Source organism: Citrobacter sp. BDA59-3, assembly GCF_015167655.1.
GTDB classification, from domain to species: Bacteria; Pseudomonadota; Gammaproteobacteria; order Enterobacterales; family Enterobacteriaceae; genus Phytobacter; species Phytobacter diazotrophicus.
On sequence record NZ_CP063427.1, the window covers coordinates 1,904,042 to 1,924,201 of the forward strand.

General features: G+C 50.5%; 21 protein-coding genes. 15 read left to right on the forward strand and 6 right to left on the reverse strand.

What is annotated here, in order from left to right:
- Positions 1 to 20: 20 nt before the first annotated feature.
- Entirely contained in the window at positions 21 to 1,232 is a 1,212-nt protein-coding gene (gene tyrP / locus IP582_RS08895) for a tyrosine transporter TyrP (protein WP_193795691.1), read from the reverse strand.
- 241 nt (positions 1,233 to 1,473) lie between these two features.
- On the opposite strand from tyrP, the gene IP582_RS08900 reads away from it, so the two are divergent.
- On the forward strand, positions 1,474 to 1,713 hold the full coding sequence (locus IP582_RS08900) for a YecH family metal-binding protein (RefSeq protein WP_039078666.1): 240 nt from the start codon (positions 1,474 to 1,476) through the stop codon (positions 1,711 to 1,713).
- Between the two features lie 39 nt (positions 1,714 to 1,752).
- Here the strand turns inward: IP582_RS08900 and ftnA are convergent, their stop codons facing one another.
- Complete coding sequence (gene ftnA / locus IP582_RS08905) at positions 1,753 to 2,250, reverse strand: non-heme ferritin (RefSeq protein WP_039078667.1); 498 nt, start codon at positions 2,248 to 2,250, stop codon at positions 1,753 to 1,755.
- 208 nt (positions 2,251 to 2,458) lie between these two features.
- Complete coding sequence (gene yecR / locus IP582_RS08910) at positions 2,459 to 2,797, reverse strand: YecR family lipoprotein (RefSeq protein ID WP_039078778.1); 339 nt, start codon at positions 2,795 to 2,797, stop codon at positions 2,459 to 2,461.
- A 244-nt stretch (positions 2,798 to 3,041) separates the two neighbouring features.
- Here yecR and IP582_RS08915 point away from each other — a divergent pair, with 244 nt between their 5' ends.
- Together IP582_RS08915 and azuC are read left to right on the forward strand one after the other, a co-directional pair.
- Positions 3,042 to 3,680 (forward strand): RpiB/LacA/LacB family sugar-phosphate isomerase, encoded by a 639-nt coding sequence (locus IP582_RS08915; RefSeq protein WP_039078668.1) that lies wholly within the window; start codon positions 3,042 to 3,044, stop codon positions 3,678 to 3,680.
- Between the two features lie 265 nt (positions 3,681 to 3,945).
- Positions 3,946 to 4,029 carry a stress response protein AzuC gene (azuC, locus tag IP582_RS08920; RefSeq protein WP_088218881.1) on the forward strand — a complete coding sequence of 28 codons (84 nt, stop codon included), beginning with the start codon at positions 3,946 to 3,948 and terminating at the stop codon, positions 4,027 to 4,029.
- A gap of 92 nt (positions 4,030 to 4,121) precedes the next feature.
- On the opposite strand, the gene IP582_RS08925 is transcribed toward azuC, so the two are convergent.
- Together IP582_RS08925 and IP582_RS08930 are read right to left on the reverse strand one after the other, a co-directional pair.
- Positions 4,122 to 5,465, reverse strand: a complete 1,344-nt coding sequence (locus IP582_RS08925; protein ID WP_079496746.1) for an anaerobic C4-dicarboxylate transporter — start codon at positions 5,463 to 5,465, stop codon at positions 4,122 to 4,124.
- Between the two features lie 213 nt (positions 5,466 to 5,678).
- On the reverse strand, positions 5,679 to 6,125 hold the full coding sequence (locus tag IP582_RS08930; protein WP_193795692.1) for a ferritin-like domain-containing protein: 447 nt from the start codon (positions 6,123 to 6,125) through the stop codon (positions 5,679 to 5,681).
- A gap of 392 nt (positions 6,126 to 6,517) precedes the next feature.
- Here IP582_RS08930 and IP582_RS08935 point away from each other — a divergent pair, with 392 nt between their 5' ends.
- The 6 genes from IP582_RS08935 (at position 6,518) to otsA (ending at position 13,362) form a co-directional block, all read left to right on the forward strand.
- Complete coding sequence (locus IP582_RS08935) at positions 6,518 to 7,075, forward strand: DJ-1/PfpI family protein (protein ID WP_071194632.1); 558 nt, start codon at positions 6,518 to 6,520, stop codon at positions 7,073 to 7,075.
- A gap of 317 nt (positions 7,076 to 7,392) precedes the next feature.
- Positions 7,393 to 8,382 (forward strand): arabinose ABC transporter substrate-binding protein, encoded by a 990-nt coding sequence (locus tag IP582_RS08940; protein WP_039078671.1) that lies wholly within the window; start codon positions 7,393 to 7,395, stop codon positions 8,380 to 8,382.
- 70 nt (positions 8,383 to 8,452) lie between these two features.
- The gene (araG, locus tag IP582_RS08945; RefSeq protein ID WP_193795693.1) at positions 8,453 to 9,967 is read left to right on the forward strand and encodes an L-arabinose ABC transporter ATP-binding protein AraG; all 1,515 of its coding nucleotides are present in this window, start codon (positions 8,453 to 8,455) and stop codon (positions 9,965 to 9,967) included.
- A gap of 11 nt (positions 9,968 to 9,978) precedes the next feature.
- Positions 9,979 to 10,968, forward strand: a complete 990-nt coding sequence (gene araH, locus IP582_RS08950) for an L-arabinose ABC transporter permease AraH (RefSeq protein WP_162303309.1) — start codon at positions 9,979 to 9,981, stop codon at positions 10,966 to 10,968.
- Positions 10,969 to 11,156: 188 nt separating this feature from the next.
- Positions 11,157 to 11,963: a trehalose-phosphatase gene (gene otsB / locus IP582_RS08955; RefSeq protein ID WP_193795694.1), complete on the forward strand. Its 807-nt coding sequence runs from the start codon at positions 11,157 to 11,159 to the stop codon at positions 11,961 to 11,963.
- Positions 11,938 to 13,362: an alpha,alpha-trehalose-phosphate synthase gene (gene otsA / locus IP582_RS08960; RefSeq protein ID WP_071194629.1), complete on the forward strand. Its 1,425-nt coding sequence runs from the start codon at positions 11,938 to 11,940 to the stop codon at positions 13,360 to 13,362. Before otsB ends, otsA begins: the two co-directional genes overlap by 26 nt.
- 29 nt (positions 13,363 to 13,391) lie before the next feature.
- Here otsA and uspC read toward each other — a convergent pair whose 3' ends face one another.
- On the reverse strand, positions 13,392 to 13,817 hold the full coding sequence (gene uspC / locus IP582_RS08965) for a universal stress protein UspC (RefSeq protein WP_039078676.1): 426 nt from the start codon (positions 13,815 to 13,817) through the stop codon (positions 13,392 to 13,394).
- Between the two features lie 779 nt (positions 13,818 to 14,596).
- Here uspC and flhD point away from each other — a divergent pair.
- From flhD to cheW, 6 genes are all read left to right on the forward strand, one after another.
- Complete coding sequence (gene flhD, locus IP582_RS08970) at positions 14,597 to 14,947, forward strand: flagellar transcriptional regulator FlhD (protein WP_228007953.1); 351 nt, start codon at positions 14,597 to 14,599, stop codon at positions 14,945 to 14,947.
- 2 nt (positions 14,948 to 14,949) lie between these two features.
- Positions 14,950 to 15,528: a flagellar transcriptional regulator FlhC gene (flhC, locus tag IP582_RS08975; RefSeq protein ID WP_193795696.1), complete on the forward strand. Its 579-nt coding sequence runs from the start codon at positions 14,950 to 14,952 to the stop codon at positions 15,526 to 15,528.
- Positions 15,529 to 15,654: 126 nt separating this feature from the next.
- Positions 15,655 to 16,542, forward strand: a complete 888-nt coding sequence (gene motA / locus IP582_RS08980) for a flagellar motor stator protein MotA (protein WP_039078679.1) — start codon at positions 15,655 to 15,657, stop codon at positions 16,540 to 16,542.
- A complete protein-coding gene (gene motB, locus IP582_RS08985; protein WP_039078680.1) occupies positions 16,539 to 17,492 on the forward strand; it encodes a flagellar motor protein MotB in 954 nt (317 codons plus the stop codon). Before motA ends, motB begins: the two co-directional genes overlap by 4 nt.
- A gap of 4 nt (positions 17,493 to 17,496) precedes the next feature.
- Positions 17,497 to 19,572 carry a chemotaxis protein CheA gene (gene cheA / locus IP582_RS08990; protein ID WP_193795697.1) on the forward strand — a complete coding sequence of 692 codons (2,076 nt, stop codon included), beginning with the start codon at positions 17,497 to 17,499 and terminating at the stop codon, positions 19,570 to 19,572.
- Between the two features lie 23 nt (positions 19,573 to 19,595).
- Positions 19,596 to 20,099: a chemotaxis protein CheW gene (gene cheW / locus IP582_RS08995; RefSeq protein WP_039078682.1), complete on the forward strand. Its 504-nt coding sequence runs from the start codon at positions 19,596 to 19,598 to the stop codon at positions 20,097 to 20,099.
- Positions 20,100 to 20,160 lie beyond the last annotated feature (61 nt).

Here is a 20,160-nt window from a genome sequence, read left to right on the forward strand (position 1 = left end):
CTCCTGGTGAGCCCGATTTATTATCCCACTTCCGGCAGCAAGCCTGCTGAAATCGCAAACTGTACGGCAATAATGGTCACGCCGCAGGCCATCACCAGGCAGAGCATGGGTCTCCCGCCCAGAACATGATATTGCGCTTGTCCATGCGCCTTACGGCTTTGCCATGCGAGCAGGGCGGGGATCAGCAGGGCCAGCACCGCAAGCGCCACGCCAGCATAACCGAGCGCCATCACAAAACCGCGCGGATAGAAGAGGGCGAAGGCCAGCGGGGGCAAAAAGGTGATCGCGCCGGTTTGCAGACGCCCGACAGCCGTGTTGCGGCGCTGGAACAGGTCGGCCAGGTAATCAAACAGACCAAGCGACACACCTAAAAATGAGGTCGCCAGCGCCAGGTCGGCAAACAGATGAACAGCCAGTTCCACATGCGCGGAGGCAACCACTTCGCGCAGCGCCCCAAGAAGTCCATTCAGCCCGGCATGGTTAGCCAGCATTCCCATAAAGGTTGAAGACTCAATACTGCCCAGGGTCGCCAGTTGCCAGAAAATATAGGCGACCAGCGGGATCGCGCTGCCGGTGATAAATATCCCGCGCAGCTTGCGAACGTTACCGCCCATATAACTGACAATGCTCGGCACGCTGCCATGAAAACCAAAAGAGGTAAAAATCACCGGCATGGCGGAGAGAGCCAGCCCTTTTTCCAGTGGCAGGGTGAGTAAATTCACCTGATGAACATGTGGCAGGAGCAGCGCGAGCATTACCACCAGGAAAATAATCTTAGCGCTAAACAGGAAACGGTTGAATAAATCGACCAATGATGTGCCAATGCAGACCACGCCACCGGCGACAAAGGTAAACAAAAATACCCCGCCTGATGACGAAACATTGATGCCAGTCCATACGCTGAGGCTGGACGCCAGCAGCTCACCGGCGCCGCTGATATAAGCCGCCGTCAGGGCATACATCAAAAACATCATGCTAAAACCGGTGATCCACTGCCCGTAACGCCCCAGGTAACGTCGCGCCAGGCTACCGAGCCCTGTGTCGGCGGGCACGTGCTGATAGACTTCGAGCAATAATAGCGCGGTATAACACATCAGCCCCCACAGGGCGAAGAGTAAAACCAGCGTTACACTAAACCCGACCCCGGCGGCGGCCAGCGGCATCGCCAGCATCCCTGCGCCAATAGTGGTACCAGCCACAATAAAAACACTGCCAAGTGCTCGATTCTTCACACTTTCCTCTGGATTCAAACCGTATTCTTTATCAAATATGCGGCGCAGAGTATGTGAAAAACCGATCTGCGTCAAACCGGGCTTACAAAAAGTGTAAATAAATAATTACATGGGAAAAGGTGCTTACCTTTGGTCGTTTGGCTGGCGGTCAACAGTCTGTGCGCAATGCAGGTAAACCTGTCTCAGCGCAATAAACCCTTATAAAGATGTGTCTATGATGCATCTTTTAAGCGGAGGGTGTATGGCGTCAATTCATGGTCATGAAGTACTTAATATGATGCTGGAATCAGGGGAGCGTTATTCAGAGCAAAGCCTGGAAGCGGCAATCTGTATGCGCTTTGGTAAGGATGCCCGTTTTCATACCTGTTCAGCAGAGGATATGACGGCAGCGGAGCTGGTGGCGTTTCTGGCATCGCGTGGGAAATTTATTCCTGCTGAAAATGGGTTTTCTACCCACGAAAGTAAAATCTGCCAGCACTAAAAAATAATGCGGTAATGTAGAGTCATTACCGCATTTTGCTTAATTTGCGGTGTCGAGAGTAGACAGTTCTTTATCGATAAAATAAAGACCTTCGCCGCTTTTACCCGCCAGCGTCAGTTTATCAATAACGGATTTAAACAGTTTTTCTTCTTCATGTTGTTCCGCTACATACCATTGCAGGAAATTAAACGTCGGATAATCCTGCGAGGTCATTGCGACGTGCGCCAGTTCGTTAATTTTCTGGGTGATCAACTGCTCGTGTTCGTAAGTCGCACGGAACAATTCATCCAGCGAAGCGTATTCGGCAAACGGCGACTGAATAGTGTTAATGCGCGGTAAGCTGCCGGTATCTGCCAGATAATCAAACAGACGCTGCATGTGCGTCATCTCTTCCTGTGCATGGCGGCGCAGAAATGCGGCGGCACCTTCAAAGCTGTTATAGCTGCACCAGGCGCTCATTTGTTGATAAAGCAGAGACGAAAAAAGTTCGAGGTTCATCTGCTCATTGAGTTTTTCAATCATTTCAGCTTTAAGCATGGCGCCACTCCGAAAAATAATAAAAGAGGTAAAGAGCGGCCACTATAATTTGTTATTTAATTATTTGCAAAAGGTAAAATAAAAAATAATTTTTATTAAAAATGAGAATGGGAATAACACGCATTGCAGGAAAATAACCGGGGAAATGATAATTATTCTTTTATTTAAATAAAGAGTAATGCCAGCGGTGGAGCACTGGCATTAATTGTTACCAGGCTCTGGCGGCCGGCACGTTGTTGAGCGCCATACCACGGCACTGGTATTGAATGGTGATGGTCGTGTTCATACAGACAGAGCCACTGATCAGGCTACAGGTCGAAATGGGCTGACCATAGGCCACTGCGGTCGCATAGCCCATTTGTTGACACTGCTTGTTGGCGGTTCCCTGCGTGGTGTATTCGTCATAGTGTGCGTTTTGCATCATCGCCTGATTAAAGCTAAGACGGATCAGACCATTGGTCGTATCAACATTGCTGACTTTGGGTTCTTTGGTTATTGAGCACCCGGCGAGCAGTAGCAGCGAGGCGGCAACAAGGATTTTGTTCATGAAAGCGCTCTGATTCATATGGGCATTGTTGCATCTTACCGACTTATTACGCGGGCAATCGGCAGAATAGCCTGCTTAACTGACCTTTTTACGTGCAACGACGGGGCAATCAGGTCCATTTCAGGCAAAACTGTGAACGCAATTTACTTTTTTAAAACTATTTTTCATTAAATTTGAAAGTCTGTTTATCAGGTAGTAAGGTTGATCCAATTTGGCAACTTAATGCATTAACCAGGAGATGAAGATGAAGATTGCACTGATGATGGAAAACAGCCAGGCAGGGAAAAACGCCGTCATCCTTAAAGAACTGAAAGCGGTTGCGGATGAAAAAGATTTTCCGGTCTTCAATGTGGGTATGAGTGACGAGAACGATCATCACCTGACCTATATCCACCTTGGTATTATGGCCAGTATTCTGCTGAATGCTAAAGCGGTCGACTTTGTAGTGACGGGTTGCGGTACAGGGCAGGGGGCGCTGATGTCCCTGAATATTCATCCAGGCGTTATTTGTGGCTACTGTATTGATCCGGCTGACGCTTTCCTCTTTGCCCAGATTAATAATGGCAACGCGCTCTCATTGCCGTTCGCCAAAGGGTTTGGCTGGGGCGCGGAGCTGAATGTGCGCTTTATCTTTGAAAAAGCATTCACGGGCCGTAAAGGTGAAGGCTACCCGCCGGAACGTAAAGAGCCGCAGGTGCGTAATGCCGGTATCCTCAACCAGGTAAAAGCGGCGGTAGTCAAAGAGAACTACCTTGATACCTTGCGCGCCATCGATCCGGAACTGGTGAAAACCGCCGTTTCCGGCCCGCGTTTCCAGCAGTGCTTCTTTGAAAACTGCCAGGATAAAGCCATCGAAGCTTTCGTGCGTGAGATCCTCGCCTGATACCCCTGAGGTCAGCACACGCTGGCCTCTGCTTTCCCTTCCGTGTTTACCCGCCACTATTTCCTTAACTTGCCCAATTATTTTTTAAAAATACAAAAAAATTTAGATTGTAAGTCGCAGATTCTACACGAATTTTTAACAAAAACCGTTTTTCTTTAAAAATAAAACGTGATTTCTATCACGTAAATATTGCTTTTTGTGACGGAGGTCATATTATATGCACATCAACCGATAACACCTGCATAACAAATCGCCGGAGCAAAACATGAAACTGCGCAAAATCCTGAAAAGCATTTTTGAAACCTACTGCAAAACCTTCAAAGATGTACCCCCGGGTGCCATGTTCTGATGATAAAAAAACCTGCCGAGGCAGGTTTTTTTATGTCCGCAACAAAAGGCGGAAGGATGATAAAAGCGGCGATCTTCGCCGCTTTTTACTTATCAGAAGAAAGCCGAGACCAACATGTAGCTGGCAGCACAGGCGCAACTCACGCCAATCAGACCCGGAATGATAAAGCTGTGGTTAATGATAAATTTGCCGATACGCGTGGTGCCTGAGCGGTCAAAGCCGATACAGGCCAGGTCACTCGGGTAGGTCGGCAGAACAAAATAGCCGTACGAGGCCGGGAAGAAGGCGATCAACATTTTGGGTTCAACGCCCAGCATCAGACCCATTGGCGCAACGGCGGTCAGTGCGGCGGCCTGGCTGTTTACCAGTTTCGAGACGAGAAACAGCACGATAGCGTAGGTCCACGGATGGCTTTTCACGACCCCTTCCAGCGCCATTTTCAGTTCGTTCAGATGTGCCTGGAAAAAAGTATCACTCATCCATGCAACACCAAACACCGAGAAAATAGCCACCATTCCCGCTTTGAATACCGCACCGCCTGATATAGCAGAAGCGTTGACCTTACAGACCATCAGCATCACGGCACCGGCAATCAGCATCATCATCTGAATGACCAGGTTCATAGACAGCGGCGAGAGTTTACCTTTTACGTCGAAAGCGGGGCGCAATTGCGGGAGTGCGCCGAGTAATACCACGACCAGGATACCGGCAAAAAAGATCCACGTTGACCAGTAGGCCTCTTTGGGGAAGCGCTGATTCATCAGTGTTTCGCTACCGCCGTAAATGAATTCACGCTGTTTCGGATCTTTTAATTTTTCTTGGAATTCTTTGTCGTCTGCCAGATCTTTACCACGGCGCAGGCTCCACAGCGCGGCGATAGCGACCCCGAACAGCGAGGCCGGGACAGAGACGGCCAGTATTTCAAGGATACTCCAGGCATGACCAATGCCGTGTTGCGCGGCAAGAATGGAGACCAGCGACACGACGGCAACGGAGACCGGCGATGCGGTAATCGCCATCTGCGAGGCAATAGAAGCCACGGCCATCGGACGTTCCGGGCGGATATTTTTCTTAAGCGCAATGTCGGCGATGATAGGAAACATGGTGTAGACCACATGCCCGGTACCGCAGAGAAACGTCAATGTCCATGTGGTGAACGGTGCCAGCAACGTAATATGTTGGGGATGGCGACGTAATAACCGCTCCGCAAATTGCATCATCACGTTCAGACCGCCTGCGGTTTGCAGCGTAGCCGCGCAACCAATAACGGCAAGAATCGTGAGCATAACATCAACTGGCGGCTTGCCCGGCTCCAGACCAAATACAAAACTCAGGAGAAAAAGACCAATACCGCTGATTAAACCCAGCCCCATCCCGCCAAAACGTGTCCCTATTAATAAACAGAGAATTATAATGATAAATTCAATGGTAATCATGACTCACCTTGTCCTGGACATTAATACATTGAATAGATCATTACATTTTGTAACGTCTCTCAATGAGAGCCAGATCCAATTTGAGCAAAATTAATAAAAGCAATAACTTATATACTTTTTATTAACAAATAATTCATACCCTGGCAAAGTAATGGGTCAGTCGGTGGGGGGATTAAACATCGACTGACGACAGGAAGGGGTAACGCGGAAAAATTAACAGGCAAGGGAAGCGGAATACTGAATGGTGAGAATGTTTTTTAATTCTTCGTTATTGTTTTGATATTCTGCGCGAATGTTGTTTATGAGTTCGAGAGTGGCCATATTAGTGTCCAATGCGATCTCTTCGGCCAGACATTCCAGTGCACAGATACGCAGCGCCTGGTTTTCCATGAGCTGCCTTAGAATATCCTCAACAGAAACAAAATTATTGTCCACCATATCAACCGCCTTAATAACCGGCCAGGTCCCTGATGCCTTAATATATTCGAACAGTTGCATCATTCGCGTCACACTTTTTTGCGCCTGAATGCGCAGAAACACCCCCATAGCAGGAAGGTTGCGCGTCATACACCCGTTGCCAAGAGAGATATAAAGATGTGACGCATGAAACTCAAGATTCATCTGAGTATTCAATTTCTGCGTCATTACAGAGGTCATCATAATAATATCCTTATTACAGAGTAAGTTTTTGCACGTGTTAAATTAATACGGCAAACCATTCAGGTATCCATCTGCCTCAACGTGAGTTGCATAAGGATTACAGAGGAATAAGCGTATCCTGAGTTATATTACGTTATTGTTCATTTCGCCCATATGACATGTGGATGATAGTTTTATTCAGTCATAAATATTCGTTTTCTCTTACAGAGGGTGCACTTATTCCGACAGGCAAATAAACCTATCTTTCAAAAGCCTGCGGTTTCTCTGGTTACCTGAAAAGTGACGACTTGCGCACGCCTGGCGGCAAGAATGTGACTTAAGAACGATTTTGAAACACCGTTTTGATTTAATGTATGGACAATTGATGACAACAACAGGGTAAGGAGTAGGCAATGAAAAAAGTGGCGGTGTTGTTAGCGCCAGGGTTTGAAGAGGCAGAGGCGATTATTACCATCGACATTCTGCGTCGCCTGAATATCGAGGTTGAAACGCTGGCCTGCGCACAATCACGTGCGGTAGTGAGCTATCACAATATTCCGATGGTGGCAGACAGCACGCTGAGCGAGCGTGCTGACACACTTTACGACGCCGTGGTGCTTCCGGGTGGCCCGCAGGGCAGTGTTAACCTTGCCGCGAACACAGAAGTTATCGCATTTGTTAAGCATCACGATGCGCAGAACAGGTTGATTTGCCCGATTTGCTCCGCGGCCGCAAGAGTGCTTGGCGGCAATGACCTGCTGGATGGCCGCCGCTACGTCTGCTCCGGCGATTTGTGGCAAGGAGTTCGAAACGGTGAGTATGTTGATGCCCCGGTGGTGGAAGACCGCAATCTGTTAAGCGGCAAAGGTCTTGGCCACGCATTTGATTTTGCGTTTGCCCTGTCGGCACGCTTGCTGGGTGATGAAACCCCCGTGCGCGATCACGCAGATCATATTTATTACCATTGGTAACCTGTACACCCCGATACACCTTGTATCGGGGGACAAGGATAACCGAGCTGGAGCTATGGATTATCCTGCTAATACCCTTCTGATTTGTACGACAAATACGCCCATTTTTATGTCTTAATCCGCTGAATTTATGTACGGAATTACTGTAATTCTGCGGTGTGATATTGCTCTCCTATGGAGAATCAATTTCCCGCTAAAACTACTGCCAGCACAGGTATCCAGGGAAGCACGGATCCTAATGCCTTGTTTTATGACCTTTTAAGTTAACCGGTAGTTATTTTTCCCTACGTAAAAGAAAGTCAAAGCTGGAGTTAACCATGCACAAATTCACTAAAGCGTTAGCAGCCATTGGCCTTGCCGCCGTTATGTCACAATCCGCTATTGCTGAAACAATGAAACTGGGTTTTTTGGTAAAACAACCTGAAGAACCCTGGTTCCAGACTGAATGGAAATTCGCCGATAAGGCGGGCAAGGATTTAGGGTTTGAGGTGATTAAAATCGCCGTTCCGGATGGCGAAAAAACACTGAATGCCATCGACAGTCTGGCAGCGAGCGGCGCAAAAGGCTTCGTTATCTGTACGCCGGACCCGAAATTAGGTTCCGCGATTGTTGCTAAAGCGCGCGGTTATGACATGAAAGTCATTACCGTGGATGATCAGTTCGTTAACGCCAAAGGCGAACCGATGACCTCCGTGCCTCTGGTCATGATGGCCGCCAGCGAAATCGGCGCGCGTCAGGGTCAGGAATTGTACAAAGAGATGCAAAAACGCGGCTGGGATGTGAAAACGACCGGCGTTATGGCGATCACGGCCAATGAACTGGATACCGCACGTCGCCGTACCACCGGTTCAATGGATGCGCTGAAAGCCGCGGGTTTCCCGGAAAAACAAATTTACCAGGTACCGACAAAATCAAACGATATCCCCGGTGCGTTTGATGCCGGTAACTCTCTGCTGGTGCAACATCCGGAAGTGAAACACTGGCTGGTGCTGGGTATGAACGATAACACCGTCCTGGGCGGCGTGCGTGCAACCGAAGGCCAGGGCTTTAAAGCTGCGGATGTGATTGGCATTGGTATTAACGGTGTGGACGCGGTGAGCGAGCTGTCGAAAGCGCAGGCGACCGGCTTCTACGGTTCTCTGCTGCCAAGCCCGGATGTGCATGGCTATAAAACCAGCGAGCTGCTCTACAACTGGGTGACCAAAGGTGTTGAGCCGCCGAAATTCACTGCGGTTACCGATGTGGTGCTGATCACTCGCGATAACTTCAAAGAAGAGCTGGCGAAAAAAGGGTTAGGCGTGAAGTAAATCTCTGATGGTTGTGCCCTCCCTTATCAGGGGGGGCCAGAAGTACACTGAACTGATTCACGGAGACGTTATGCAAGACTCTACTCCTTATCTTTCCTTCCGCGGCATCGGCAAGACGTTCCCCGGCGTCAAGGCCCTGAGCGATATCAGCTTTGACTGTCATGCCGGTCAGGTCCACGCGTTGATGGGGGAGAATGGCGCGGGTAAGTCGACCCTGTTGAAAATTCTCAGCGGTAATTACGCACCGACGACCGGTACGCTGGCAATTAAAGGACAGGATGTTAGCTTCGCGGATACTACGGCGGCGCTCAATGCCGGTGTGGCTATCATCTACCAGGAACTGCATCTGGTACCGGAAATGACGGTGGCGGAGAATATCTATCTCGGCCAGTTACCCCATAAAAGCGGGATCGTTAACCGCTCACTCCTTAATTATGAAGCGGGTCTGCAACTCAAGCATCTGGGGCTGGATATTGATCCGCAGACACCGCTCAAATATCTCTCCATCGGCCAGTGGCAGATGGTCGAAATTGCGAAAGCGCTGGCCCGTAACGCCAAAGTTATTGCCTTTGATGAACCGACAAGCTCACTGTCGGCGCGCGAAATCGAAAACCTGTTCAGGGTTATTCGTGAGCTGCGCAAAGAAGGGCGCGTCATTTTGTATGTTTCGCACCGCATGGAAGAGATCTTCGCCCTCAGCGATGCCATTACCGTGTTTAAAGATGGACGTTATGTCCGTACGTTCACGGACATGCAGCAGGTTAACCATGACCAGCTAGTACAGGCGATGGTTGGCCGTGACCTGGGCGACATCTACGGCTGGCAGCCGCGCGACTATGGCGATGAACGGCTACGCCTCGATCAGGTTAAAGCACCCGGTGTTCGCACACCGATTAGCCTGACCGTACGCAGCGGCGAGATTGTTGGCCTGTTCGGTCTGGTAGGAGCAGGGCGCAGCGAGTTAATGAAAGGTTTGTTCGGTGGTACGCGAATTACCGAAGGGAAAGTCTTTATTGACGGTGCTGAGGTTAATATCCAGAAACCATCCCATGCCATTAGCGCCGGTATGATGCTCTGCCCGGAAGACCGTAAAGCAGAAGGGATTATTCCCGTCCACTCCGTACAGGAGAATATCAATATCAGCGCCCGGCGTAAGTTTATCCATGCAGGGTGTTTGATCAATAACGGCTGGGAGGCGCAGAACGCCGAGCATCATATTCGTAGCCTGAATATCAAAACGCCCAGTGCCGACCAGTTAATTATGAATCTTTCCGGGGGGAATCAGCAGAAGGCCATTCTGGGACGTTGGTTATCGGAAGAGATGAAGGTCATTTTGCTCGATGAACCCACTCGCGGGATTGATGTGGGGGCCAAGCATGAAATCTATAACGTTATCTATGCGCTGGCAGCCCGTGGTGTAGCGGTGTTGTTTGCCTCAAGCGACCTGCCGGAAGTCCTTGGCGTCGCCGACCGCATCGTGGTGATGCGCGAAGGCGAAATTGCCGGTGAATTGCTTCATGGTCAGGCCGATGAACAGCGAGCGCTCAGCCTCGCGATGCCTAAAGTTAGCCAGGCTGTCGCCTGAGCAAGGAGAATATGATGTCATCTGTAACTTCTTCTGGCGCACCGAAGTCGCCATCGGCCTTTAGCCTGGGCCGCATCTGGGATCAGTTCGGTATGCTGGTGGTGTTTGCCGCACTGTTTATCGGCTGCGCCGTTTTTGTGCCGAACTTCGCCTCGTTTGTGAACATGAAAGGGCTGGGGCTTGCAATCTCCATGTCCGGTATGGTGGCCTGCGGGATGTTGTTCTGTCTGGCCTCCGGTGACTTCGACCTTTCGGTTGCATCCGTCATCGCCTGTGCTGGTGTTACTACCGCAGTGGTGATCAACATGTCAGGTAGCCTGTGGCTGGGCGTATTTGCTGGCCTGATGCTGGGCGTGGTGAGCGGGTTTATTAACGGTTTTGTGATTGCCCGGCTGAAAATTAACGCCCTGATCACGACCCTTGCCACGATGCAAATCGTGCGCGGGCTGGCTTATATCATTTCCGATGGTAAAGCGGTCGGTATTGAAGACGAGAGCTTCTTTACGCTTGGTTATGCCAACTGGCTGGGGCTGCCTGCGCCAATCTGGCTGACTGTCGCCTGCCTGATCGTGTTTGGCTTCCTGTTAAACAAAACGACGTTCGGTCGAAACACGCTGGCAATTGGCGGCAATGAAGAAGCGGCGCGTCTTGCGGGGGTACCCGTGGTGCGCACGAAAATCATTATCTTTGTTCTGTCCGGGCTGGTATCCGCGGCGGCAGGGATTATCCTGGCCTCGCGTATGACAAGCGGTCAGCCGATGACCTCTATCGGGTATGAGCTGATTGTGATTTCGGCCTGCGTGCTGGGTGGGGTTTCGCTGAAAGGCGGTATCGGTAAAATCTCTTACGTGGTTGCCGGGATCCTGATTCTGGGGACGGTAGAGAATGCGATGAACCTGCTTAACATCTCGCCGTTTGCCCAGTATGTGGTGCGTGGTTTGATCTTGCTGGCTGCGGTGATTTTTGACCGCTACAAACAGAAGGCTAAACGGACGGTTTAATCCTCCTGTCATCGCTATGATGATTGATCTTTAAGCATACCTCCAGTAACCCATCAACCGCCAGAATGGTTGATGGGTTATGCATAAAATGGCGAGCAGCGTCACACTGTCTATACTTACATGGCTAATGATAATGAAAGGTTATCGTATGAGACCTTTCACCGTTGACCATTAAGGAGGAAACCAGGGTGGCTGACCTGTTATCTGAACCGCCTGTCTTTTCCGGAAATTTTGCTTTTTTCTTCGATCTTGACGGAACCCTCGCTGATATCAAACCTCACCCTGACCAGGTTTTTGTTCCGCCGGATGTTCTCAAGCGGCTCGCACGCCTTGCTGAAATGAATGATGGCGCGGTGGCATTGATCTCAGGGCGCTCAATGGCAGAGCTGGACAAGCTTGCCAGGCCTTACCGTTTTCCCCTTGCCGGAGTTCATGGGGCAGAGCGCCGCGATATCAACGGTCAAACTCACCGGGTCACGTTGCCAGATGAGATCATCCAGCCGCTGGAACAGGCACTGACTACGGGAATGGCCGCACTTAAGGGTGCCGAGCTTGAAACCAAGGGGATGGCGTTCGCTCTGCATTATCGGCAGGCACCGGAGCATGAAGAGGCCATCTTCGCTCTGGCACGCAAAATGGTTGAGACCTGGGGCCAACTGGCGATGCAGCCAGGCAAATGTGTGATCGAACTTAAACCGTCTGGCATCAACAAGGGTGCCGCTATAGACGCGTTTTTACAGGAATCGCCGTTTAAGGGCAGAAAACCGGTATTTATCGGCGATGATCTGACGGATGAGCACGGCTTTGAGGTCGTGAACGCGAAATCAGGTATTTCGGTGAAAGTAGGGGCTGGTGCAACTCACGCGCAATGGCGTTTGGGTTGTGTGAATGACGTCCATCAGTGGCTTAAACGTATAACTGACCATCAAGAACAAGAAAAAAAGGCGCTAACAAACAGGAGAGATGGCTATGAGTCGCTTAGTCGTAGTATCTAATCGCATTGCTCCGCCTGACGATAAAAAGTCCAGTGCAGGTGGGCTGGCCGTAGGGATTCTGGGAGCATTAAAAGCCACGGGCGGATTATGGTTCGGCTGGAGTGGTGAAATTGGTGATGAAGATGCACCGCTGAAAAAGGTCTCGCGTGGAAATATCACATGGGCTTCCTTTAACCTCAGCGAAGAGAATTACGAGCAATATTATTCTCAATTTTCCAACGCCGTGTTATGGCCGGCTTTCCATTATCGCCTGGACCTGGTGAAGTTCCAGCGTGAGGCATGGGAGGGCTATCAGCGGGTAAATTCCCTGTTGGCGGATAAGTTATTACCGCTGGTAGAAGATGACGACAATCTGTGGATCCACGATTACCATCTGCTGCCTTTTGCCAGTGAATTGCGCAAGCGTGGGGTGAATAACCGTATTGGTTTCTTCCTGCATATTCCTTTCCCGACCCCGGAAATCTTCAACGCGCTGCCGCCGAATGCCGAACTGCTTGAGCAGTTGTGTGACTATGACCTGCTGGGTTTCCAGACCGAGAGCGATCGTCTGGCGTTCCTTGACTGTCTGTCTACCCAAACACGACTGACAACACGCGGCGGTACGCACCATACCGCATGGGGCAAAACATTCCAGACCGAGGTTTACCCTATCGGTATCGAACCGAAAGAGATTGCCCAGCAGGCTTCGGGGCCGTTGCCACCCAAACTGGCGCAACTGAAAAACGAGCTGAAAAACGTCAAGAATATCTTCTCCGTTGAGCGTCTGGATTACTCCAAGGGGTTGCCGGAGCGTTTTCTCGCCTATGAAACGCTGCTGGAGAAGTATCCGCAGCATCACGGCAAGATTCGCTACACGCAAATCGCACCGACTTCGCGTGGCGAAGTACAGGCCTACCAGGACATCCGTCATCAACTGGAAACGGAAGCAGGGCGCATTAACGGGAAATATGGTCAGCTTGGCTGGACGCCGCTCTATTATCTGAACCAGCACTTTGATCGCAAAGTGCTAATGAAAGTCTTCAGATACGCGGAAGTCGGGCTGGTCACACCACTGCGTGACGGGATGAACCTGGTCGCGAAAGAGTATGTTGCCGCGCAGGATCCTGCGAATCCGGGCGTACTGGTGCTGTCGCAATTTGCCGGTGCGGCAAACGAGCTAACCTCGGCGCTGATTGTTAACCCTTACGACCGGGATGATGTGGCTGCCGCGATGGACAGGGCACTGACGATGCCGCTGGCTGAGCGTATCGCGCGCCATGCTGAAATGCTTAAGGTGATTGAGCAAAATGATATCAACCACTGGCAAGAACGGTTTATAAGCGATTTAAAGCGCATCACGCCACGTAGTGCTCACAGTAGCCTGCAAAACAAAGTGGCGACCTTCCCGAAAATGGCCTGACAAGAGCCCCTTCCGTTACGCGGGAGGGGTTATTCGCTTAATGGCACCAGCAAGACATCCACTTTACACGAACCGACTATCGCTTTAGCGGAGCAGGCTGCTCGCGCAAAAAAACTCTGATTGTGATTCCCACAGATAACCAGGTCGACGCCCTGTGTACGACAGGTATGCAGCACGTGCTCGCTGAGCTCACCAGAGGTAATAATCACCTGTTCAATGGGGTAATCAGCGCGGCTGACCAGGTCGTTCATAAACTGTTGCGTCTCTTCCTGCAGAATCTCGCGCACATTCTCCATCATCGGTGCCGCAAGCTGGTTATACATTTCGGGATCGGACGTTAGTGTGATGAGGGTTAAGCGGGAGTGAAACGGACGTGCTATTGACACCGCTTTTGCCACCAGGGCGTGGCTTTCCGGCGAGGCCGATACCGCAACCAACAGATGCGTGTAGCCCATGACTGGCTCCTTATCTATGAGGTTCACATATCACCATTACTCCGTTTGCGCCAACGTAGCAATAGACCAATATGACAAACTTGTGAAGAAACTCATAAATATTCATTAATTAATCTTATGAAATGGACAGTTTGAAGTTTAATCATCTTAATTATAATTAAGTGCTTAAGCGAAATTTTAAGAATTTAAAGTTAAATCCCTAAATTATTAATCGTCCTGATTAACAAATTTAAAATGATCCCGCGCGGCAATTAATAAGCATGGCTGTATTTGTAATTTCTTGTTTTATAAAGGTATTTATTATTGTCTCTTTATTAGAGACGAATTGTGTATTTTAAACGCCTAAAGATAGTACACATCTGACCACTGCGCCGTATTTCGATATGTCATATGAATGAGTATTCGCATTAAAAGAATAGAAAAATGGATTGTTAGAACAAAAAATAATCAATTCAGAAGCAAGACTGATAGATTTCTTACCAGGAAATGCGTAAATTATGTGATGTGGATCACATTTTTTCCAAAATTTCACTCTGGTCACATTGTATGTCTCAGCACCTACGAGTACAGTTGCGTCGAATTAGGAAAAATCTTAGTTCTTTGTAAGAAATGATTAAGAGTGTGGCAAGGTAAAAACATTTGAGCGAGAGACCTGCCGCACGAGATCCTAAGTCTGTTATGCATTTAGCCTTTCTTTTTATACCGGGTTTTTTCCCGGCGACATCACGGGGTGCGGTTTGTCCGCATAAGATACAAGTTGGTTATTCGGGATGGGAAAAATGCATACATCCGAGTTGCTGAAACACATTTATGACATCAATCTGTCATATCTGCTCCTTGCTCAGCGTTTAATTAGTCAGGACAAAGCGTCCGCCATGTTCCGCTTAGGTGTTAACGAAGAAATGGCGAATACGCTGGGAGAGTTAACTCTTCCTCAGATGGTTAAGCTCGCTGAAACAAATCAAGTTATTTGTCAGTTCCGCTTTGACAACCATCAGACCATTACGCGTCTGACTCAGGAATCCCGTGTGGATGATTTACAGCAAATCCATACCGGCATTCTGCTCTCTACTCGTCTGCTGAATGAATCCACCCAATCAGGTGAACCAGCCCGGAAGAAAAGGGCGTAATCATGAGCGAGAAAAGTATTGTTCAAGAAGCTCGCGATATTCAGTTAGCAATGGAACTGATTACGCTGGGCGCACGTTTGCAAATGTTGGAGAGTGAGACGCAACTGAGCCGTGGTCGTCTCATCAAGCTTTACAAAGAGCTGCGTGGTAGCCCGCCGCCGAAAGGTATGCTGCCATTCTCCACCGACTGGTTTATGACGTGGGAGCAAAATATTCATGCTTCAATGTTCTGTAATGCCTGGCAATTCTTACTAAAAACCGGGTTATGCAGCGGCGTTGATGCAGTCATCAAAGCTTATCGACTCTATCTCGAACAATGCCCTCAGCCTGATGAAGGGCCGCTGCTGGCTCTGACTCGTGCCTGGACTTTGGTACGTTTCGTGGAAAGCGGAATGCTGGAGTTGTCTCGCTGTAACTGCTGTGGTGGTAACTTTATCACCCACGCGCATCAGCCTGTTGGCAGTTTCGCCTGTAGTTTATGCCAGCCGCCTTCTCGTGCGGTAAAAAGACGTAAACTTTCCCGGGATGCTGCCGATATTATTCCACAACTGCTGGAAGAACAGATCGATCAGGCTGTTTGACCGAACAAGGTGTGGGACAAACTCCAGCAGCGGTGAAGTTATACCGCTGCTTTTTTTTTCCCTGCCTTTCGTGAAAACCCTGCGATTTGTCTTCCTTGCCATAGTCATTAGCGGAAGGATGATGTCGTGCTTATCGTATTAGGTTACATAGTGGTTGTGGGTGCTGTCCTTGGCGGGTATATGATGACCGGCGGGCACCTTGGCGCACTTTATCAACCGTCCGAGCTTATCATCATTGGCGGCGCTGGCATCGGTGCGTTTATCGTCGGCAACAATGGTAAAGCCATCAAGGGCACCATCAAGGCGTTACCTTTGCTGTTTCGCCGCTCCAAATACACAAAAAGTATGTACATGGATTTGCTGGCGCTGCTCTACCGGCTGATGGCGAAGTCTCGCCAGCAGGGGATGTTCTCCCTTGAACGGGATATCGAAAACCCGAAAGAGAGCGAGATTTTTGCCAGCTATCCGCGCATCCTTGCCGATGCCACCATGCTCGAATTTATTGTTGATTATCTGCGTCTTATCATCAGCGGCAATATGAACACCTTCGAAATTGAAGCGCTGATGGACGAAGAGATCGAAACCCACGAAAGTGAAGCGGAAGTCCCGGCCAACGCCCTGGCGGCGGTAGGGGATTCGTTGCCCGCATTTGGTATCGTTGCGGCGGTTATGGGCGTGGTTCACGCACTGGCCTCGGCGGACCGTCCGGCGGCGGAGCTTGGTGCGCTCATTGCCCACGCGATGGTGGGAACCTTCCTTGGTATTTTGTTGGCGTACGGCTTTATTTCTCCGCTGGCCAGCGTGTTGCGTCAGAAAAGCGCCGAAACCACCAAAATGATGCAGTGCGTCAAGATCACACTGTTGTCGAATCTGAATGGCTACGCGCCGCCAATTGCCGTCGAGTTTGGGCGTAAAACGCTGTACTCAACCGAACGTCCGTCGTTTGTCGAACTGGATGAACACGTGCGCGCGGTAAGAAACCCTAACCAACAGACAACGACTGAGGACGCATGAAAAATCAGTCCCATCCTATCGTCGTCGTAAGACGCAAGAAACATAAAGGACATGGCGGGGGAGCGCACGGCTCCTGGAAGATAGCCTATGCCGACTTTATGACGGCGATGATGGCTTTTTTCCTGGTTATGTGGCTTATCTCAATTTCTAGCCCTAAAGAACTGATTCAGATTGCCGAATACTTTCGTACACCCCTTGCAACAGCGGTAACGGGTGGGCCAAGAATTTCGAATAGCGACAGTCCGATTCCGGGCGGTGGCGATGACTACACACAGCAGCAGGGTGAAGTTAAAAAACAGCCGAACATTGATGATCTCAAACAACGCATGGAGCAAGCGCGGCTGAAAAAATTGCGCGGCGATCTGGACCAACTGATCGAAGCCGATCCGAAATTGCGTGCTTTACGCCCGCACCTCAAGATCGATCTTGTTCAGGAAGGTTTGCGTATTCAGATTATCGATAGCCAGAATCGACCGATGTTTAAAACCGGCCGGGCAGAAGTGGAGCCCTATATGCGTGACATTTTGCGGGCTATAGCACCGGTACTAAATGGTATTCCAAACAAAATTAGCATTTCCGGACACACCGATGACTATCCCTACGCCAACGGTGAGAAAGGATACAGCAACTGGGAGCTTTCCGCGGATCGTGCAAACGCCTCGCGACGAGAACTGGTTGTTGGGGGTCTCGACGATGGAAAAATGCTTCGAGTCATTGGCATGGCAGCCACAATGAGGCTGGCAGAGCGCGGACCGAATGAGGCGATCAACCGCCGTATCAGCCTGTTGGTGCTAAACAAACAAGCAGAAGAAGCCATTCTGCATGAGAACGCCGAAAGCCAGAATGTGCCAATAAGCGTCATTACACAGCCGGAGGCAGAAGCGGCGCCAGCGCCAGCATCCGCGCCTGCGGCGGCAGTTACAACATCGCCACAACCCGAGTCGAGGTGATTGCGTGAGCATGGATATTAGCGATTTTTATCAGACGTTCTTTGATGAAGCTGACGAGTTGTTGGCCGACATGGAGCAGCATTTGTTAGACCTGGTGCCAGAAGCGCCGGACTCTGAACAACTCAATGCCATCTTTCGTGCCGCCCACTCTATTAAAGGCGGTGCGGGCACGTTTGGCTTCACCATTTTGCAGGAAACCACGCACCTGATGGAAAACCTGCTTGATGAAGCCCGCCGTGGGGAAATGCAGCTCAACACTGACATCATTAACCTGTTTTTGGAAACCAAAGATATTATGCAGGAACAGCTCGATGCCTATAAAAGCTCTACGGAGCCAGATGCCGCCAGCTTTGAATATATCTGCAATGCGTTGCGTCAATTAGCGTTGGAAGCCAAAGGGCAAGCTGTTCCGGCTGCAGCCAATAGCGCCAAATTGTCCGTTGTTGAAAGCGCCGCACAGGACGCTGAGGCTGCCGCTCCGGCGAGCCCAGCCGATGACGGAAAGCTGCGTATTGTGCTGTCGCGTCTAAAAGAAAACGAAGTCAGCCTTCTGGAAGAAGAGTTGGGTAACCTCGGTACGCTCACCGACGTTGTAAAAGGGACGGATACCTTACGCGTCACGCTGGATGGCGGTGTTAGTCAGGATGATATCATTGCGGTGCTGTGCTTCGTTATAGAAGCAGACCAGATCGCCTTTGAAAACGCCAGCGTACCTGTGGAAACCGCGTCTGCGGAAGCTGCAACGGTTGAAGCCGTTGAAGAGGCCGCACCAGAAGCGGCGGCGGCCCCGGTTTCAGCCCCGGCCCCGGTTGTCCAGGCTGCACCTGTCGCGGCGCTGAAAGCGGTCGCCAAAGAGCAACCCGCTGGTCGTGAAAAACCGGCCCGCGCCAGTGAGTCAACCAGTATCCGTGTTGCGGTAGAGAAAGTTGACCAGTTGATTAACCTCGTCGGCGAGCTTGTTATTACGCAGTCGATGTTGGCTCAGCGCTCGAACGAACTGGACCCGGTTACCCACGGCGACCTGATTACCAGCATGACGCAGTTGCAGCGTAACGCACGCGATCTGCAAGAATCGGTCATGTCTATCCGTATGATGCCGATGGAATATGTATTCAGCCGCTTCCCGCGTCTGGTGCGTGACCTCGCGAGCAAGCTGGATAAACAGGTTGAACTGACCCTGCAAGGTAGCTCGACGGAACTGGATAAAAGCCTGATTGAACGCATCATTGATCCGTTAACGCACCTGGTGCGTAACAGCCTTGACCACGGGATTGAAGTTCCGGAAAAACGCGTTGCAGCGGGTAAATCACCGATTGGCAACCTGACCCTTTCCGCAGAACATCAGGGTGGCAATATCTGCATCGAAGTCACCGATGATGGTGCAGGCCTGAACCGTGAACGTATCCTGGCAAAAGCCATATCGCAGGGTATGCCGGTGCACGAAAACATGAGCGACGAAGAGGTCGGCATGCTGATCTTCGCACCGGGCTTCTCCACCGCTGAGCAGGTGACCGATGTCTCCGGGCGTGGCGTGGGCATGGACGTGGTGAAACGTAATATCCAGGAGATGGGCGGCCACGTTGAGATCAAATCACGTCAGGGCGCAGGTACCACAATCCGCATTCTGCTGCCGTTGACGCTGGCAATCCTTGACGGCATGTCCGTTAAAGTGAGCGATGAAGTGTTCATTCTGCCGCTGAACGCGGTGATGGAATCACTGCAGCCGCGCGAAGAAGATTTGCACCCACTGGCCGGTGGCGAGCGCGTACTCGAAGTGCGTGGCGAGTACCTGCCGCTGGTAGAGTTGTGGAAAGTATTTGATGTTAATGGCGCGAAAACCGAAGCTACGCAGGGGATTGTCGTTATCCTGCAAAGTGCCGGTCGTCGCTATGCATTGCTGGTTGATCAATTGATTGGTCAGCATCAGGTAGTAGTGAAAAACCTTGAAAGCAATTACCGCAAAGTGCCGGGAATTTCTGCGGCAACCATCCTTGGTGATGGTAGCGTTGCGCTGATTGTTGATGTTTCGGCACTACAGGGATTAAACCGTGAACAACGTGTGGCGCACACTGCCGCCTGACTGAGTTAAAAGAAGGTAAAAACATGACCGGTATGAGCAATGTAACAAAACTGGCTGGCGAGCCATCGGGCCAGGAATTCCTGGTATTTACCCTGGGCGATGAAGAATACGGTATCGATATTCTGAAAGTGCAGGAGATTCGTGGCTATGACCAGGTCACCCGTATCGCCAACACGCCTGACTTTATCAAGGGTGTCACTAACTTACGTGGTGTCATCGTGCCCATCGTCGACCTGCGCGTGAAGTTCTGCCAGGTTGACGTTGAATACAACGATAACACGGTGGTCATCGTCCTGAACTTTGGTCAGCGCGTGGTTGGGATTGTTGTCGATGGCGTATCTGACGTGCTGTCGCTGGCTGCGGATCAAATCCGCCCGGCACCGGAATTCGCGGTTACCCTGTCCACCGAGTACCTGACAGGTCTTGGCGCACTGGGTGAGCGTATGCTGATTCTGGTCAACATCGAAAAACTGCTGAACAGCGACGAGATGGCACTGCTGGATATCGCAGCTACCCACGTCGCCTAATCGCGCGTCTCTAAACCCCTGCGCCATCGCGTGGGGGTTTCTTTCCTTTCCTGCCTGTTAC

Excerpts from the sequence above, each read along its gene's own strand:
- araH (WP_162303309.1), top strand. The coding sequence starts at position 9,979 with ATGATGTCATCTGTAACTTCTTCTGGCGCACCGAAGTCGCCATCGGCC.
- IP582_RS08935 (WP_071194632.1), top strand. The coding sequence starts at position 6,518 with ATGAAAAAAGTGGCGGTGTTGTTAGCGCCAGGGTTTGAAGAGGCAGAG.
- flhC (WP_193795696.1), top strand. The coding sequence starts at position 14,950 with ATGAGCGAGAAAAGTATTGTTCAAGAAGCTCGCGATATTCAGTTAGCA.
- IP582_RS08900 (WP_039078666.1), top strand. The coding sequence starts at position 1,474 with ATGGCGTCAATTCATGGTCATGAAGTACTTAATATGATGCTGGAATCA.
- flhD (WP_228007953.1), top strand. The coding sequence starts at position 14,597 with ATGCATACATCCGAGTTGCTGAAACACATTTATGACATCAATCTGTCA.
- IP582_RS08925 (WP_079496746.1), bottom strand. The coding sequence starts at position 5,465 with ATGATTACCATTGAATTTATCATTATAATTCTCTGTTTATTAATAGGG.
- ftnA (WP_039078667.1), bottom strand. The coding sequence starts at position 2,250 with ATGCTTAAAGCTGAAATGATTGAAAAACTCAATGAGCAGATGAACCTC.
- cheW (WP_039078682.1), top strand. The coding sequence starts at position 19,596 with ATGACCGGTATGAGCAATGTAACAAAACTGGCTGGCGAGCCATCGGGC.
- yecR (WP_039078778.1), bottom strand. The coding sequence starts at position 2,797 with ATGAACAAAATCCTTGTTGCCGCCTCGCTGCTACTGCTCGCCGGGTGC.
- IP582_RS08930 (WP_193795692.1), bottom strand. The coding sequence starts at position 6,125 with ATGATGACCTCTGTAATGACGCAGAAATTGAATACTCAGATGAATCTT.
- IP582_RS08915 (WP_039078668.1), top strand. The coding sequence starts at position 3,042 with ATGAAGATTGCACTGATGATGGAAAACAGCCAGGCAGGGAAAAACGCC.
- motB (WP_039078680.1), top strand. The coding sequence starts at position 16,539 with ATGAAAAATCAGTCCCATCCTATCGTCGTCGTAAGACGCAAGAAACAT.
- azuC (WP_088218881.1), top strand. The coding sequence starts at position 3,946 with ATGAAACTGCGCAAAATCCTGAAAAGCATTTTTGAAACCTACTGCAAA.
- araG (WP_193795693.1), top strand. The coding sequence starts at position 8,453 with ATGCAAGACTCTACTCCTTATCTTTCCTTCCGCGGCATCGGCAAGACG.
- otsA (WP_071194629.1), top strand. The coding sequence starts at position 11,938 with ATGAGTCGCTTAGTCGTAGTATCTAATCGCATTGCTCCGCCTGACGAT.
- IP582_RS08940 (WP_039078671.1), top strand. The coding sequence starts at position 7,393 with ATGCACAAATTCACTAAAGCGTTAGCAGCCATTGGCCTTGCCGCCGTT.
- uspC (WP_039078676.1), bottom strand. The coding sequence starts at position 13,817 with ATGGGCTACACGCATCTGTTGGTTGCGGTATCGGCCTCGCCGGAAAGC.